The sequence below is a fragment of the Enterococcus alishanensis genome (genome assembly GCF_019218635.1).
Classification (GTDB): Bacteria; Bacillota; Bacilli; order Lactobacillales; family Enterococcaceae; genus Enterococcus_A; species Enterococcus_A alishanensis.
Genome location: NZ_JAHUZB010000001.1, coordinates 697,059 through 712,620 on the forward strand (window position 1 = coordinate 697,059; position 15,562 = coordinate 712,620).

General features: G+C 37.1%; 16 protein-coding genes. 10 read left to right on the plus strand and 6 right to left on the minus strand.

Annotated features, from left to right (window positions below; translation table 11 throughout):
• Positions 1-2: 2 nt before the first annotated feature.
• Complete coding sequence (locus KUA55_RS03365) at positions 3-911, minus strand: MurR/RpiR family transcriptional regulator (RefSeq protein ID WP_218324751.1); 909 nt, start codon at positions 909-911, stop codon at positions 3-5.
• Positions 912-1,119: 208 nt separating this feature from the next.
• On the opposite strand from KUA55_RS03365, the gene KUA55_RS03370 reads away from it, so the two are divergent.
• From KUA55_RS03370 to KUA55_RS03380, 3 genes are read left to right on the plus strand one after another with little or no spacing between them, the layout of a single operon-like run.
• The gene (locus KUA55_RS03370) at positions 1,120-2,508 is read left to right on the plus strand and encodes a 6-phospho-beta-glucosidase (RefSeq protein WP_218324752.1); all 1,389 of its coding nucleotides are present in this window, start codon (positions 1,120-1,122) and stop codon (positions 2,506-2,508) included.
• Between the two features lie 19 nt (positions 2,509-2,527).
• The gene (locus tag KUA55_RS03375) at positions 2,528-3,961 is read left to right on the plus strand and encodes a 6-phospho-beta-glucosidase (protein ID WP_218324753.1); all 1,434 of its coding nucleotides are present in this window, start codon (positions 2,528-2,530) and stop codon (positions 3,959-3,961) included.
• Positions 3,954-4,751, plus strand: coding sequence for an HAD-IIB family hydrolase (locus tag KUA55_RS03380; RefSeq protein ID WP_218324754.1), 798 nt, complete (start codon positions 3,954-3,956; stop codon positions 4,749-4,751). Before KUA55_RS03375 ends, KUA55_RS03380 begins: the two co-directional genes overlap by 8 nt.
• A 63-nt stretch (positions 4,752-4,814) precedes the next feature.
• Here KUA55_RS03380 and KUA55_RS03385 read toward each other — a convergent pair whose 3' ends face one another.
• From KUA55_RS03385 to KUA55_RS03400, 4 genes are all read right to left on the minus strand, one after another.
• Entirely contained in the window at positions 4,815-5,369 is a 555-nt protein-coding gene (locus KUA55_RS03385) for a helix-turn-helix transcriptional regulator (protein WP_218324755.1), read from the minus strand.
• A gap of 132 nt (positions 5,370-5,501) precedes the next feature.
• A complete protein-coding gene (gene srlE / locus KUA55_RS03390) occupies positions 5,502-6,527 on the minus strand; it encodes a PTS glucitol/sorbitol transporter subunit IIB (RefSeq protein WP_218324756.1) in 1,026 nt (341 codons plus the stop codon).
• 15 nt (positions 6,528-6,542) lie between these two features.
• Positions 6,543-7,067 (minus strand): PTS glucitol/sorbitol transporter subunit IIC, encoded by a 525-nt coding sequence (srlA, locus tag KUA55_RS03395; RefSeq protein WP_218324757.1) that lies wholly within the window; start codon positions 7,065-7,067, stop codon positions 6,543-6,545.
• Positions 7,067-7,459, minus strand: a complete 393-nt coding sequence (locus KUA55_RS03400) for a transcriptional regulator GutM (RefSeq protein ID WP_218324758.1) — start codon at positions 7,457-7,459, stop codon at positions 7,067-7,069. The genes srlA and KUA55_RS03400 overlap by 1 nt, the downstream gene beginning before the upstream one ends.
• Positions 7,460-7,715: 256 nt before the next feature.
• Here KUA55_RS03400 and KUA55_RS03405 point away from each other — a divergent pair, with 256 nt between their 5' ends.
• The 7 genes from KUA55_RS03405 to KUA55_RS03435 all read left to right on the plus strand — a co-directional run bounded on the left by KUA55_RS03405 (position 7,716) and on the right by KUA55_RS03435 (position 15,011).
• On the plus strand, positions 7,716-8,963 hold the full coding sequence (locus KUA55_RS03405; protein ID WP_218324759.1) for an NAD(P)H-dependent oxidoreductase: 1,248 nt from the start codon (positions 7,716-7,718) through the stop codon (positions 8,961-8,963).
• A 92-nt stretch (positions 8,964-9,055) separates the two neighbouring features.
• A complete protein-coding gene (locus KUA55_RS03410; protein ID WP_218324760.1) occupies positions 9,056-10,009 on the plus strand; it encodes a sugar-binding transcriptional regulator in 954 nt (317 codons plus the stop codon).
• A gap of 22 nt (positions 10,010-10,031) precedes the next feature.
• Positions 10,032-11,021, plus strand: a complete 990-nt coding sequence (locus tag KUA55_RS03415) for a thiamine pyrophosphate-dependent dehydrogenase E1 component subunit alpha (RefSeq protein ID WP_218324761.1) — start codon at positions 10,032-10,034, stop codon at positions 11,019-11,021.
• A 12-nt stretch (positions 11,022-11,033) separates the two neighbouring features.
• Positions 11,034-12,014 (plus strand): alpha-ketoacid dehydrogenase subunit beta, encoded by a 981-nt coding sequence (locus KUA55_RS03420; RefSeq protein ID WP_218324762.1) that lies wholly within the window; start codon positions 11,034-11,036, stop codon positions 12,012-12,014.
• A gap of 11 nt (positions 12,015-12,025) precedes the next feature.
• Entirely contained in the window at positions 12,026-13,240 is a 1,215-nt protein-coding gene (locus KUA55_RS03425) for a dihydrolipoamide acetyltransferase family protein (protein WP_218324763.1), read from the plus strand.
• 13 nt (positions 13,241-13,253) lie between these two features.
• On the plus strand, positions 13,254-14,642 hold the full coding sequence (gene lpdA, locus KUA55_RS03430) for a dihydrolipoyl dehydrogenase (RefSeq protein ID WP_218324764.1): 1,389 nt from the start codon (positions 13,254-13,256) through the stop codon (positions 14,640-14,642).
• Positions 14,643-14,657: 15 nt separating this feature from the next.
• Positions 14,658-15,011, plus strand: a complete 354-nt coding sequence (locus KUA55_RS03435; RefSeq protein ID WP_218324765.1) for a PTS glucitol/sorbitol transporter subunit IIA — start codon at positions 14,658-14,660, stop codon at positions 15,009-15,011.
• Between the two features lie 47 nt (positions 15,012-15,058).
• On the opposite strand, the gene KUA55_RS03440 is transcribed toward KUA55_RS03435, so the two are convergent.
• Positions 15,059-15,532: a TspO/MBR family protein gene (locus tag KUA55_RS03440; RefSeq protein ID WP_218324766.1), complete on the minus strand. Its 474-nt coding sequence runs from the start codon at positions 15,530-15,532 to the stop codon at positions 15,059-15,061.
• Positions 15,533-15,562 lie beyond the last annotated feature (30 nt).

Here is a 15,562-nt window from a genome sequence, read left to right on the forward strand (position 1 = left end):
CTTTAATTTGGTCTTAAAAAATCACGATATTGAATGTTAGGTTCAGCCATAATATCTGAGCTGGACTTTCTGATATCTACTTGTTCACCGATGGAAATTAGGTGATTAAGATTTTTTTCATAATCTTCAGCAAAGACGCAGCTGTATAAAACATCTAATAAAAAACTGATCGAACTATTAATGCTATAGTTTGCAATTTTTGAATAGAGTCTTTCTCTGGTTGTTATGTGCAAAACAGCTTGAGCTTTTTCAGCAAGCGTATTTTCACCAATGCTTGTTAACGCAATAAAAGGAATTTTTTGTTGATTAAAAAGTTCAGCTAATTTAGTCATCATGACATTTTCACCGGTATATGAAATCAAAATGCAAACATCATCGGGATGAGTATTATGTGCTTCATAAGATTGTTCATTCATAGTGGATACTACACGAACAGCTCGATTGAGTCGGCGCATCTTTAAAGCGAAGTCTTCAGCGATCAATAAATTGGCATTGCTTCCAAAAATCTTAATGGTACGGGCATTGAGCAATAATTGTTGGGCTTTTTGTAATTGATCATGATGGAGCAAACTTAAGCTGTCAGCGATTGTGTCTTTTTCTAGACTAGCAATTTTATGAGCAACTGTCATAATGCCGTCTTGTGGCGAAAACGGTAAATTGGCATCAATATCAGTGAAATACGTATTCAAATAGTGGGATTCAGCTAAAAAAGCATCTTTTAAAGCCGACCAACCTGAAAAATTTAGTTTTTTAGCGACACGAATTAATGTGGATGGATGGACATAAGTGATTTCGGCAATTTCTTTAACGGTTAAGTCTCTCAACTGACTGTCAGAATGTAATAGGAACCTAATAACATTCTCTTCAGCAGTTGAAAAATGAATTTGTTTCATTTTTTCACGGATAAGCATATATTCCCCTCCAAAATATTTACGATATTTTTGTATTGTTGTAAATGATATTAAAGCAAAGTACTACTGTTTTGCAATAGCGTTTACAAATAATACCGCATATAAAGATAAAATTTGTAAATAGTATTGGAATCAACTCAAAACGAATTGTAAATATATTTTACAGATAGGATAATAAATTTGTAAATTAATTATAAGGAGTGAGCTAATGAATCAAGGTGTAAAAATTGCCACGATTGGTGGCGGAAGTAGTTATACCCCAGAATTAATGGAAGGTTTTATCAAAAGATATGAGGAATTACCAATTTCAGAGATTTGGTTGGTAGATATTGAAGCTGGAAAAGAAAAGTTAGCGATTGTCGGAGCAATGGCCCAAAGAATGTGGGATGCTTCACCATATGATGTGAAAATCCATTTGACTTTAGATCGCGAAGCAGCTTTAAAAGATGCTGATTTTGTTACCACACAATTTCGAGTTGGTTTATTGGAAGCACGAATCAAGGATGAAAGAATCCCTGCTTATTATGGCATGTTAGGACAAGAGACTAACGGACCAGGTGGAATTTTTAAAGCGTTAAGAACTGTGCCAATCATTCTGGAAATTGTTGAAGATATGAAACGGCTTTGTCCAGATGCCTGGTTGATTAATTTTGCCAATCCTAGTGGCATGGTGACAGAAGCCATTGTTCGTTATGGTAAGTGGGAAAAAGTCATTGGTTTATGTAATGTACCTGTGATGGCGACGATGATTGAGCCAGCATTAATCGGGAAAAATCCAGATGAGTTAATTTATAAATTTGCTGGGTTAAATCATTTTCACTGGCATAAAGTTGCGGATAATCATGGCAATGACGTGACGATGGATATCATTGAAAAAATGTATGAAGAAGACAACGGCTTACCGAAAAATATTTTCGATATTCCTTTTTATCATGAACAGCTAGAACAGATGAAAATGATTCCTTGTGGTTATCATCGGTATTACTATCGTCAAGAAGAAATGCTGGAACATGCTTTAGAAGAATATCAAACAATTGGTACGCGCGCCCAACAAGTCAAGCAAACAGAAACTGAATTATTTGAACTCTACAAAGATCCAGCACTAAATTACAAACCGGAGCAGTTGCAGCAACGGGGTGGAGCGTATTACTCTGATGCAGCTTGTGAAACAATTGCTTCAATCTATGCCAATAAAAACACGCAATTGGTCGTTTCTACTAAAAATGATGGTGCTGTTCCGGATTTACCAGCGGATTGTGTTGTTGAAGTGACTGCTTATGTAGGTGGTCAAGGAGCACGCAATGTTGCCTTTGGTACATTACCGACAGCTGAAAGAGGTTGGCTGCAAGTGATGAAAGCAATGGAATTATTGACAATTGAGGCTGCAGTCACAGGTGATTATAATACTGTTTTGCAAGCCTTCACGATTAATCCATTAATTCCGTCAGGAAAAACTGCCAAACGAGTAATGGATGAATTGTTTATTGCCCACAAAGAATATTTACCAAACTTTAAAGCAACAATCGAAAAATTAATGGCAGAAGGAATCGAAGTTCAGGATCAAGTAGCTAGTCATTTAGATTTAATAGAAGTATAAAACTTAGGAGGAATCATGCATGGCATTTAGAAAAGATTTTTTATGGGGTGGCGCAACAGCTGCTAATCAATGTGAAGGAGGATACGATCAAGGTGGACGTGGTCTTGCCAATGTCGATTTAGCACCAGTTGGCAAAGATCGAATAGGGGTCATTACTGGTGAGCAAAAAATGTTTGATTTTGATGATGACCATTTTTATCCAGCAAAAAATGCGATTGATATGTATCATCGCTATAAAGAGGACATTGCTTTATTTGGTGAGATGGGATTTAAAACTTATCGCTTATCGATTGCTTGGAGTCGGATTTTTCCTAAAGGTGATGAAACCGAACCAAATGAAGATGGCTTAAAATTTTATGAAGACTTGTTTAAAGAATGTCATAAATACAATATTGAACCGCTAGTGACGATTACTCATTTTGACTGTCCAATGCATTTAGTTGAGAAATATGGCGCATGGCGTAGTCGTGAATTAGTTGGTTTTTATGAAAACTTATGTCAGGTGATTTTTAATCGATATAAAGGCTTGGTTAAATATTGGTTGACTTTTAATGAAATCAATATGATTCTACATGCGCCATTTATGGGAGCTGGACTTTACTTTGAACCAGGAGAAAACAAGGAACAAGTGAAATATCAAGCAGCCCATCACGAATTAGTTGCTTCAGCGATAGCAACGAAAATTGCCCATGAAGTTGACCCGGAAAATAAAGTGGGATGTATGCTAGCCGCTGGTGCTTACTATCCGTACTCATGTAACCCGGAAGATGTGTGGGCTTCTCGTAAAAATGATCGAGAAAATTATTTCTTTATTGATGTTCAATCTCGTGGTGAATATCCAGCATATGCTATAAAAGAATTAGAACGCAACGGCATCGAAATTAAAATGGCCGATGGCGATGCAGAATTATTAAAAAATCATACTGTCGATTTTATTTCTTTTTCTTATTATTCTTCTCGAGTGGCAACCACTGATCCTGATTTATTGGAAAAAACTGAAGGAAATATTTTTGCTTCTATTAAAAATCCCTATTTAAAAGCTAGTGAATGGGGTTGGCAAATTGATCCTTTAGGGCTGAGAATTACTTTAAATGACTTATATGATCGCTATCAAAAACCATTATTTATTGTAGAGAATGGTTTAGGAGCTGTTGATACACCAGATGAAAATGGCTATGTTGAAGACGATTATCGGATAAATTATTTGGCTGAACATTTACAAGCAATGAAAGACGCTGTCGAGTTAGATGGAGTTGATCTTTTAGGATATACAACTTGGGGCTGTATTGATTTGGTTTCAGCTGGAACTGGCGAGATGAAAAAACGTTATGGTTTCATCTATGTAGACCGTGATAATGACGGCAACGGCAGTCTAAAACGCAGTAAGAAGAAATCTTTCGACTGGTATAAAAAAGTGATTACCACAAACGGTGAGGATTTGAGTAATGATTAGGTTGGTTTTAACCGATTTAGATGGCACATTTTTAAATAGTCAAAGTCTGTTTGATGAGAAGCTATATTTGAAAGTACGTAAAATGATGCAAGAAAAGGGAATTATTTTTGCACCCGTGACTGGAAAACAAGCTGAAAGAGTTGAGGAACTTTTTGTGAATGTAGGCTTTGAAGACTTATGGATTTTAGGAGACAGTGCAACTCGAATCAAGCATCAAGGGAAAATTGTTTATCAAGATTTGTTGCCAAATAGAATCGGTCTTAAAATGATTGAGACGCTACAACAGATCCCACATCAGACAATTATCGCTTGCACTGAAGAAGCCGCTTTTATCTTAAAAGATACGCCGGAAGCTGACTTATTTTTTGTAAATGGATCGTACCAAGTAGTGAAATTTGTTGACAAGTATGATCAAATAAGTGATGATTTCATAAAAATTACGGTTTTGGATAATCAGCTACGTACTTTTGAAACGGTTAAGCTTTTGGAACAGTATCAAGATCAAGCGTATTTTGTGGCTTCCGAACCTCGCTGGATAGATATTGCTCAGCTAAATGTTCATAAAGGCACGACAGTCCAAGAGTTGCAAAAATTGTTAGGTATTTCAAAATCTGAAACAATGGCATTTGGAGATGGGTTAAATGATATAGAATTGTTTGCCGAAGCCGACTATAGCTTTGCTGTGAAAAATGCATTCGCTGAGACGAAAGCTGCCGCAAATTATCAAGTGAACTTGAGCAATGATGAAAATGCTGTATTAGTAACATTAGCAAAAATGTTGGCAATTTAAAACAAGCAGTCAGTTTGTGTTATTCAAGCTGGCTGCTTTTTTTTCGGTTGAGATCAAGTAGTTTTAGATTTTAATGATACCAAAAGCAGCCAAAAAATAAATAACTAACAAAGTGAAAACAACTAAAAAGCTAAGAAAAATCATTCCTTGAATCATTCTTTGACTGATGAGTAGTTTTCTTTCTGATACTGGTTGATAAAAATCCTCTTTATAATAAATAGTGATCCAGAAAAGAAAAATAAGTTGGGCTAATTGAAGAGGGATTACTAGGATAATCGCTTCAAAAATTTCTGTTTGACGAATAACATTAATAAAGCCGGCAATCGATCCAATGATAGTAGTAAAAGAAATGATGCCAATGAAAACTCCTTGTTGAACTAAGTTAAATAAAGTAACATCTTGTTTAAGCTTTTTCATATACTTCTCATCTCCTTTCATTAACGCATCCAATGATATTTGATAGTAATCACTGATTTTAATTAGAGTAGGCACATCCGGAAAGCTATTTCCAGTTTCCCAACTGGAAACTGTTTGCCTAGAGACAAACAAATAATCAGCAACTTGTTGTTGCGTCAGCTGCAATTCATTTCTACGCATTTTTAAAATATTCCCTAACATATTTTCACCCCTTACTTAATTTAATTGTAAATGAAAGAGGAGAATTTACTAGCAAATATTCTTGGCATCATTGATTTAACAACAAAAAAACTCCAGAAAGGAATTATCCTTCGTGGAGTTCAAAAAATATTTTTATTTATATAGTCCAAAACTAAATAGCCAAGCAATTAAAACAGAAAGGGGACCCGTCAAAAGCCTTGAGAAAAGTACAGCTGGTACACCAATTTCAACTGTATAAGGTTCTGCTTCAGAAAGAGTTAAACCAACAGGAACAAAATCTGCACCAGCTTGGGAATTAATCGCAAACAATGCTGGTAAAGCCATAGCAGGAGCAATCGAACCTTTACCAATTTCTACGCCTAAAAGTACACCAACAACTTGAGCAATAACAGCTCCAGGTCCTAATACTGGTGATAAGATTGGAATTGTACAGATTAAGGATAAAATGACCATCCCAACAATATTATTTGCTAAAGGTCGGACACCTGTCGCAATAAAGTTACCGATACCAGTGTAATTAATCAAACCTACTAACATACTTACAAAGGTCATAAAAGGTAAGATATTTTTGATAACCATGTCTAAAGTATCTCGCCCAGCTTGATAAAAAACACCGACAAACTGTCCTACGACACGACCAATTTTATTAATTAAGCCGAAAATCCCACCTTGCTTTTGCGTAGCTGCTTTTTTCTCTTTGACATCGGCTTTTGCCTGCGCATATTTATCTTGAAAGTTTTCTTCATTTTCTTCAGGAGCTACTACTGGTTCTACACTAACTTCATCAGATTCTTCCACGATCCGAATATTTTCTGGCTTCACTCCAGAAACAAAAATATCTTCTGTGATATGTTTTGCCAGAGGTCCAGAAGGGGAGGAAGGCAGAACATCCACGGTTGGCACCCGTTTCATGGGATAAACGCCAATCCGTGCAGTCCCACCACAGTCAATTACAGCACACATCATCTCATCTTCAGGAATCGAAGTCTTAAAGCCATCGACGGCTTCTCCGCCGGATAGTTCAGCAATTTTTTCAGCAACTGGATGAATCCCACCACCAGTTACAGAGGCTATTTTTATTTTTTTTCCTTCAGGTTTTAATTCAAAGCCAGGTCCCCAGCCATTATTTCCACGACCTACAAAGATTTTTCTATACATAGTTTTGTCCTCCATCTAGGCTTCTGCCGGTTCTTTCCACATAATTTTAGTTAATGTTTCTGTACAAATACCACGAATTAGAATGACGATTAAGCCTACAAGAAAATAGCGAACGGCTAAAGGCATTGTTGACAAACCTAAAGTAGTAATCCCAGATGAAATACCCGTCCAAACAAATAATTCTCCAGCATTCGCATGGGGAAATAGACCAGTAATTGGGTGAACTAATGAAACCGCTGAGTCGTAAAAAGCTGGTTTTTGTTTTTCTTTTAAGAAACGTCCGAAGGAATAACACATCGGATTGGTCATGAAAAAGACCGCCAATAGTGGGAATAGGGAGTAGCGTAAGACAATATTTTTAGTACAAAATTGAGCGAAATTCGTTACCCGTTCTTCTCCAATTAAAGCTATAAGAGCATTTACAAATGTTAATAAGACCATCAAGGTAGGCAAAATCCCAGTAATTAAACCAACTAAGTTTTCCCCACCTGCATTAAAAATTCCGATAAATCCTTCTGCAATCTTTACTAAAAAGTCCATTAGATTCCCTCCGCTTTCATTATTTCTTGATTGATTAAATCAAAGGCTTGTTGAAAAGCTCTGATTCTTTGTTTCCCCTTTAAAGCCGTCATTGTTTCATTGACATTTTTTCCTATCAATCGTTCTTTTTGTTTGAATCGAGCAAAAACGGTATAACCAGACATTTCGCGATAGTCTAAAATCGTACCGTGTTCATCCGCCACAAGTAGAGAAATTACACCTTTTCCCATTTTAAATTTTGCTTTGGCGACGCCCACACCTAAGTAACCATCAGATCGATGCTTAATTTGATTCAACATATGATGATAATTTTTATGCTGAAAATATGACATGCCAATCTGTATTCCCCAACAAAGCACTAATAAAATAATTAAACCAGCATAGTTAGCCATAGTCTTCCTCCTCTTTTCTATATGTAAGCGCTTGTATAAACAAAATCTTAAATTTTTTTGAAATCAATGTCAATGGAATTTTATCATAATTCACATATTGGAACATATGTGATATTTGTGAATAAATCGGAAATTATGTTACATTACAATTAGAAAAAATATGTATTTACTCATTGACTTTTAAAATAAAGCACTTTATGATTGTTTGTGTATCATATGTTACGTGTAATAACAAAAGAGAAGGAGCGATAACAGTATGACAATTTATCAACAGTTGTTACAAAGACAAGCAGAAGAAAATCCAATCAAAGTCGGGGTAATCGGTGCAGGACAAATGGGTTATGGCATGATTGCACAAATTGCAACGATCCCAGGAATGGCAGTCACTGGCGTGAGTGATATTCGCCAAGAATTTGCTCAAAAAGCAGCCGATGCGTATTTAGCTTCATCAGATATCAAAAATAAAGTGTTAGTAACTACCGATTTTAAAGAAGTCATTCATTCGCCAAACGTTGAAGTGATTGTAGATGCGACGGGTGTACCAGAAGTTGGGGCAAAAATTGCTTTGGAAACGTTGATCGCCAAAAAACAATTGGTTCTATTAAATGTTGAAATTGATATCACCATTGGACCATTGATGCATAAGCTTTATCAAGCAGCTGATTTAGTTTATACCGGTTCTGATGGAGATGAACCCGCAGCAACAACAGAGCTTTTTGAATTTGCTAAATCAATGGGAATGGAAGTTTTAGTAGCTGGTAAAGGTAAAAATAATAAATTAAATGTTGGTGCAAATCCAGATACTGCTCAAGCAGAAGCAGATAAGAAACAAATGGCTTCTCATATGTTGGCAGCCTTTCAAGATGGTACAAAAACAATGGCAGAAATGAATTTACTATCAAATGCGATCGGATTTGTACCAGATAAAGTAGGAATGCATGGACTAGCAGGAGATGTAGACTCGGTTATTAAAGATTTAGATTTGAAAGAAAATGGAGGCGTCTTAAGTAAATATGGCGTAGTAGAATATGTTGATGGGTTGGCACCAGGGGTCTTTGTCATTGTGAAAGGACAAAATGAAGGCGTCCGTCATGAGTTAAGTTACTTAATGAAGACAGGTGATCGGGATCATCATATTTTATATCGACCATATCACTTAGCAAGTTTAGAAACACCGATTACAATCGCAAAAGCAGTTTTAAGAAATGATCATGCTATTGTACCGTTAGGCGCACCAGTTTCAGAAACTGTAGCTGTAACGAAAAAGGATATTGCTGAAGGTGAAAAACTAGATGGTATTGGTGGATTCTGCGTCCGTGGCGTATTGGAAACTCATGTTGATATGAAAAAAGATGGTCATATTCCAATTGGTTTAATTTCTGGAAATGTGATTGCCCGTCGACCAATTAAAGCGGGAACGTTTATTACTGAAGAAGATGTTGTATTGGATGAATCAACGACAGTTTATCAATTAAGAAAATTACAAGATAGTACATTTGATTAAAAAATGTGGTTGATTGTGAAAACCATACATTTTCACTAATTTTTCTTGTAAAATAAAGAGTATTAATAAAAAGGAAAATTCGGAGGGGAATTATGAGCTATTCACAAGATATGCATTTATTAGTTGGGATTGCCACAATGTATTACGACGAGGGAGCGAAACAAGCTGATATTGCCAAAAAATATAATATCAGCCGCTCGCTTGTTTCAAAATATCTTACAAAAGCAAGAGAATTGGGATTAGTTGAAATTATTATTCATGACGAAATGATTCATCCCCATAAAAATATCGAGGACAAAATAAAAAGACGCTACAATTTAGACGAAGTGATTTGCGTAGATTCAAAAGAACCCGAGCAATTAATTAAAAAATTAGGCGTAGCTGCAGCAAAATATCTAACTCGTGTCATTCAGCCAAACCAAATTGTCGGCGTGTCAGCCGGCAACACTGTGCATGAAATGGCGTTGAATTTTTACTCAAAAAATAAATTATCATCAGTGACTTTTGTTCCTTTAGCAGGTGGATTGGGTCAGCAACATAGTGCGATTCAAGCCAATACAGTTTGTGAAATATTAGGTCAAAAAAGCGGGGGTCAATATTTAGCTTTGCATGCACCGATTACGACAGACACAAAAGAAGCGAAAGAAGTTTTTATGAATCAATCCTTTATTAAAAAGGTATTCACTAAAGCAGCAGCAGCGGATATTGCGGTTGTTGGAATTGGTGGTTCACCGGTGTATTCAACGATGACTAAAATTTATTTGACTGAAAAAAACAATGAATTGGCTGAGGATATTAAACGAACGGATATTGTTGGAGATATTTGTTACAACTTTATTGACAAGCAAGGTGCATTAGTAGACTGTAACTGGAATCAACGAGTGATTTCGTTACCATTAGACGATTTGAAAAAAATACCAAAAGTGATTGGTGTCTGTGGTGGTCATGATAAGGTTGAAAGTATTCATGCAGCGATTTCTGGTGGCTTAATCAATATTTTAATTACGGATGATATTACCGCAAATTTATTACTAGATTTTATGTAGTCGTCACAAAGGAGTGTCGGCAATGAGCATGTCATTACCAAATGATGCTGGATTAACGGATCAAGAATTAAAAGAAATATATGAAACGATGTGGAATATTCGTTTTTTTGATGAGAAGGTGGATCAGCTTTTCGCCAAGGGTGTGATTCACGGAACAACTCACTTGGCAGTAGGTCAAGAAGCAACTGCAGCAGGAAGTGGCGCGGTTCTAAGAAAAACTGACTGGATCACTGCTACTCACCGCGGTCATGGTCAAACGATTGCTAAAGGGACCAATATTCATGCGATGATGGCAGAATTATTTGGTCGAACGACTGGTACCAATAAAGGTAAAGGTGGTTCGATGCATATTGCTGATCTCGACACAGGAAATCTCGGAGCTAATGGTATTGTGGGTGGTGGATTTCCAATTGCAACCGGAGCTGCTTTGACTGAGAAGTTGAAAAAAACAGACACAGTTGCTTTGGCCTATGCTGGTGACGGCTCTACTAATGAAGGAAGCTTTCATGAGTCTGTCAATTTAGCTGCTATTTGGGATTTACCTGTTATATTTTTTATTGAAAATAATCAATATGGTATGAGTGGTCCTTTTAAGAAAATGATGCGAGTAGATAAATTATCTGATCGGGCTAAAGCATATGGGATTGAAGGCGTAACTATCGATGGCAATGATTTGATTGAGGTTATTAATACGACTTATGCAGCAGTAGAAAAAGCTCGCCGTGGTGAAGGACCAACCTTGATTGAGGCAATGACTTACCGTTGGAAAGGGCATTCAAAATCTGATGCAAAAAAATATCGTACAAAAGAAGAAGAGGAAGATTGGCGAAAAAATCGTGATCCGATTCGCTTAGCGAAAGAACAGATGATCGGAGCGGGCATTTTTACAGAAGAAGAAGCTGAAGAAATTCGGTTACAGGCAAAACAACGAATTGAAGATGCCGTGACTTTTGCAGAAGAAAGTCCAATGCCAGCTTTAGAAACTCTTTACGAAAACGTTTATGCGGATTAGGAGGGAATTGTCATGAGAGAAATTACGTATTCAGAGGCAGTAAGAGAGGCAATGTCTGAAGCGATGCGCACAGATGAAACCGTCTTCATGATCGGTGAAGATATTGGTATTTATGGTGGTGCCTTCGGAGTCAGTCGCGGTATGGTGGAGGAATTTGGTGAGGAACGAGTGCGTTCAACACCAATAGCTGAATCTGTTATTGCCGGAGCATCAGTCGGTGCAGCTATGACAGGAATGCGCCCTATTTTTGAAATTCAATTTTCTGACTTTGTAACTATTGCCTTAGATCAAATTGTGAACCAAGCAGCAAAAATTCGTTATATGTATGGTGGAAAAGCCAAAATTCCATTGGTTATGCGGACTCCTGGAGGCTCGGGAACTGGCGCGGCAGCCCAGCATTCTCAAAGTTTAGAAAATTGGACAGCCCATGTTCCAGGTTTAAAAGTAATCCAACCGGCAACTGCCTATGATGCTAAAGGACTACTGCATGCTGCAATCGAAGATGATAATCCAGTGATGTTTTATGAACACAAGCTTTGTTATCGCACCACAAGTGATGTACCAGAAGGAAAATATACAATTCCAATTGGTGTAGCAGATATTAAAAAAGCTGGAACTGATATAACAGTAGTGGCAACAGGTATTATGGTTCACAAAGCTTTAGAAGCAGCCGAAAAATTATCAGATGAAGGAATCGATATTGAAGTAGTTGATCCTCGAACATTGGTACCTTTGGATAAGCAAACGATTATTGATTCAGTGATTAAAACGGGTAAAGCCGTAGTGGTGACAGAAGCTGTTAAAAGAAGTGGCTTTAGCGCCGAATTAGCTAGTGTGATTGTCGAAAGTGAAAGTTTTGACTTTTTGGATGCACCATTGGTTCGTTTAGCTGGTAAAGAAGTGCCGATTCCTTATCATCCTGATTTGGAAAAATTAGCGGTGCCACAAGTGGAAGATATTGTTGAAGCTTGTCGCAACTTAGTGAAAGGTTAGGAGGAATAGCGATGGCTCATGAAGTAACGATGCCCAAACTTAGCTCCACCATGGATGAAGGAACCATTACCCTTTGGTTGAAAGAAGAAGGCGATTCTGTTGAAATTGGCGAAGCAATCTTTGAAGTGATGACCGATAAAATTGCGATCGAAGTTGAGGCTTATGAAGAAGGCATGCTATTAAAAAAATACATTGGTGATGGTGAAAGTGCGCCAGTTAATTCAGTGATTGCTTATATTGGTGAAGCTGGAGAAATTGTCCCTGAGACTACGCCTAGTGTTGAAATAGTAGAGACCGAAGTAGTAATTAGTGAGACAGCAGGGGCAACACCTGAAGCAAAAACTGAAAATATAGCTACTTCAAAAATTCGGGCAACACCAGCAGCCAGACGAATAGCTAATGAAAAACAAATCAATTTAGCTGAAATCAATGGTTCAGGTCCCAAGGGAAGAATACAAGCGTTAGATGTAAAAAATTATCAATCTCCTAAAACTACTGGAAAAAATAGTCATGAAATTGAAAGTGATGTGGAAGTTATTGCCTGGGAAGGTATGCGAAAAGTCATTGCTGATCGTATGTCGTACAGTAAAACAACGATTCCTCATGTAACAATGCAAGCAGAAGTCAATATGATTAAGGCAAAAGAATTACGTGAACAAGTCTTACCAATGGTGGAGGCTCAAACTGCTGAACGTATTTCTTACACTGAAATTATTATGAAAGCAACGATGGTCGCCTTAAAAGAGTTTCCAATTTTTAATGCCCATGGAAAAGAAGACGCTATCTATCAATATAGCCAAATTAATTTAGGCATAGCAGTAGCAGTGTCGGATGGCTTACTGGTTCCAGTGATTAAAGAAGCTAACAAAATGGGCTTGGCTGATTTGACGAAACAGACCAAAGAACTGACTAATAAAGCCCGTAATGGTCAATTAACTGGTGATGACTTACAAGGTGGTACATTTACCATCAGCTCTTTGGGACGTTCCAAAGTTCAGTCGTTTAACCCGATTATCAATGCGCCAGAAGTGGCGATTCTCGGAGTAGGTGGCATGAAATCGATTTGGCAAATGGGTGAAAGTGAAGTTGGACCCGAATTTGTAGAGGTGCCAACACTGAATTTAAGTCTATCTTTTGATCATCGTGTAGCAGATGGTGCACCGGCGGCAGCCTTTTTATCTAGAATTGTTGAATTGTTGGAAAATCCATTAGGACTGTTACTTTAAGGAGGTTAAGTTTGTGAGAGAAACAGAAACCGTTGTACTTGGGGCAGGTCCCGGAGGTTATGTAGCAGCAATTCGCGCGGCACAATTGGGTCAAAAAGTGACGATAGTTGAAGCTGGAGAAATTGGTGGTGTCTGCTTAAATGTTGGATGTATTCCCTCAAAGGCTCTGATTACTGCCGGCCACCGTTTTCAAGAAGCACAATCATCGGATTTTTTAGGCGTAAAGACAAAAGAAGTGACGTTAGATTTCAGCAAAACCCAAAAATGGAAAGACCAACAAGTTGTAAAAACTTTAACGAATGGTATTCGTGCTCTTTTAAAGAAAAATGGCGTCACAATTATGGAAGGCTTTGGTTCTTTTCTTGATAAGAAAACCTTGCAGGTAAAGACGAAAAATGGCAATGAAAAGCTAATGTTTAAACAAGCGATTATTGCTACTGGTAGTTCGCCAATTGAAATTCCTAATTTTAAGTTTGAAGGAAGAGTGATTGATTCTACAGGAGGACTAAATCTAAAAGAAATTCCTAAAGAATTAATTGTAGTTGGCGGCGGATATATCGGTTGTGAGTTGGCAGGTGCTTATGCCAACTTAGGTGCAAAAGTGACAATTGTCGAAGGTAGCTCTAATATTTTACCAGCGTTTGAATCGGATATTCAAGCTTTAGTGGTTAAAGGTTTTAAAGAAAAAAATATAAGAGTAGTTACTTCAGCTAAAGCGCTAAAGGCTGATCAGACGAATGACTCGGTAACGATTGAAATTGATGTAAATGGGAAAAAAGAAAAAATGACAGCAGATTATGTAATGGTCACTGTTGGCAGAAAACCCAATACTGCCAATTTAGGTTTGGAAAATTTAGGTATCGTGCCTGATTCAAAAGGACTAATTCCTGTGAGTGATCAATATCAGACCCAGGAAAAAAATATTTATGCGATTGGTGATGTAGTTGCAGGCCTGGCACTCGCTCATAAAGCAAGCTATGAAGCAAAAGTAGCGGCTGAAGTGATTGCTGGAAAAAATGTGAAAAAAGATTATCGTGTGATACCAGCAGTTTGCTTTACAGATCCCGAAGTGGCTACTGTAGGACTGACTAAAAAAGAATCACAAGAAGCTGGTTTAAAAGTGTCTACGGCAAACTTTCCAATGCAAGCCAATGGTCGTGCCTTGTCATTAAATGCAACAGAAGGCTTTGTTCGTTTAGTTTTTGAAAAGGATACTGAATTAGTTGTCGGTGCACAAATTGTTGGAGTAAATGCCAGTGATTTAGTCGCTGAAATTACTTTGGCAATCGAATCTTATTTAACATTAGAAGACATAGCACTAACAATTCATGGTCATCCAACCTTATCAGAGATGGTGATGGATGCCAGTGAAGTTGGTTTAGGTTTACCAATCCATATGTAAAAAAGGAGATAATTGATGGTACGAATAAAAATTACTGATATCGGTGAAATGGTGCCGGCTTTTGAAGAAGAAAAGCTACTGATTTTATTTGGTCAACAAGTAACGGCTGAATTATTACCGATTTGTGTGGTTCACGAACCAGTTGAAATAGAAAAAAGTCCCCTAAAGGCTAATGGGAAAATTAAAATTAATCAACAAGAATATCACATTCAATCGATTGGAGATGCTGCCAATCAGAATTTTGATGAATTAGGACATATTTCTATTTATTTTCGGAATGAAGAAACGGAAGTCTTACCAGGGGCAATAGTTGCTTCTCCTGAAGTATTTCCATCATTTTCGATCGGCGATTTTATTGACATTTATTAAAAAAATAAAAAGCCCTGCTAGATTTTTATAAATCTAGCAGGCTTTTTTTAGTTTATCAAGGCAAAACCAATATTTAAATAAGTAGCAAACAAAATCCATACTAGGTAAGGAATCAATAGATATGCTGCCGGTTTTGAAAGTTTGTGGTAATAAAAAATTTGATAAGCAACGACAATATCCAAGGCGAGAATGTTAATAATTGCCAGTCCCATTTGATTTCCGCCAAAAAATATTAAACTCCATGTAAAATTAAGTAATAACTGGATAGCGTATAACAGATAAGCATTTCTTTTGTAAGTTTGACGGATGTTTCCGGTAATAATGAAAAAAAGTGAGACACCCATCATTAAATATAAAATTGGCCAAACAATTCCGAATAGTGAACCCGGCGGTGCCAACGGGATTTTATCAAAAGATTCATAAATACTGCGAGAATTACCGGCTAATAAGCCAGACAATCCACCTACTAGTTCTGTAAATATAATTGCCGCTACCAGAATTAGCCATTTCTTTTTATTCATTTTAAACTCCTCCTCTGTTCTGATTAATCC

What these genes read in the sequence shown, in the direction of transcription:
- KUA55_RS03365 (WP_218324751.1), bottom strand. Translation starts at nt 911, where the DNA reads ATGCTTATCCGTGAAAAAATGAAACAAATTCATTTTTCAACTGCTGAA.
- KUA55_RS03370 (WP_218324752.1), top strand. Translation starts at nt 1,120, where the DNA reads ATGAATCAAGGTGTAAAAATTGCCACGATTGGTGGCGGAAGTAGTTAT.
- KUA55_RS03375 (WP_218324753.1), top strand. Translation starts at nt 2,528, where the DNA reads ATGGCATTTAGAAAAGATTTTTTATGGGGTGGCGCAACAGCTGCTAAT.
- KUA55_RS03380 (WP_218324754.1), top strand. Translation starts at nt 3,954, where the DNA reads ATGATTAGGTTGGTTTTAACCGATTTAGATGGCACATTTTTAAATAGT.
- KUA55_RS03385 (WP_218324755.1), bottom strand. Translation starts at nt 5,369, where the DNA reads ATGTTAGGGAATATTTTAAAAATGCGTAGAAATGAATTGCAGCTGACG.
- srlE (WP_218324756.1), bottom strand. Translation starts at nt 6,527, where the DNA reads ATGTATAGAAAAATCTTTGTAGGTCGTGGAAATAATGGCTGGGGACCT.
- srlA (WP_218324757.1), bottom strand. Translation starts at nt 7,067, where the DNA reads ATGGACTTTTTAGTAAAGATTGCAGAAGGATTTATCGGAATTTTTAAT.
- KUA55_RS03400 (WP_218324758.1), bottom strand. Translation starts at nt 7,459, where the DNA reads ATGGCTAACTATGCTGGTTTAATTATTTTATTAGTGCTTTGTTGGGGA.
- KUA55_RS03405 (WP_218324759.1), top strand. Translation starts at nt 7,716, where the DNA reads ATGACAATTTATCAACAGTTGTTACAAAGACAAGCAGAAGAAAATCCA.
- KUA55_RS03410 (WP_218324760.1), top strand. Translation starts at nt 9,056, where the DNA reads ATGAGCTATTCACAAGATATGCATTTATTAGTTGGGATTGCCACAATG.
- KUA55_RS03415 (WP_218324761.1), top strand. Translation starts at nt 10,032, where the DNA reads ATGAGCATGTCATTACCAAATGATGCTGGATTAACGGATCAAGAATTA.
- KUA55_RS03420 (WP_218324762.1), top strand. Translation starts at nt 11,034, where the DNA reads ATGAGAGAAATTACGTATTCAGAGGCAGTAAGAGAGGCAATGTCTGAA.
- KUA55_RS03425 (WP_218324763.1), top strand. Translation starts at nt 12,026, where the DNA reads ATGGCTCATGAAGTAACGATGCCCAAACTTAGCTCCACCATGGATGAA.
- KUA55_RS03435 (WP_218324765.1), top strand. Translation starts at nt 14,658, where the DNA reads ATGGTACGAATAAAAATTACTGATATCGGTGAAATGGTGCCGGCTTTT.
- KUA55_RS03440 (WP_218324766.1), bottom strand. Translation starts at nt 15,532, where the DNA reads ATGAATAAAAAGAAATGGCTAATTCTGGTAGCGGCAATTATATTTACA.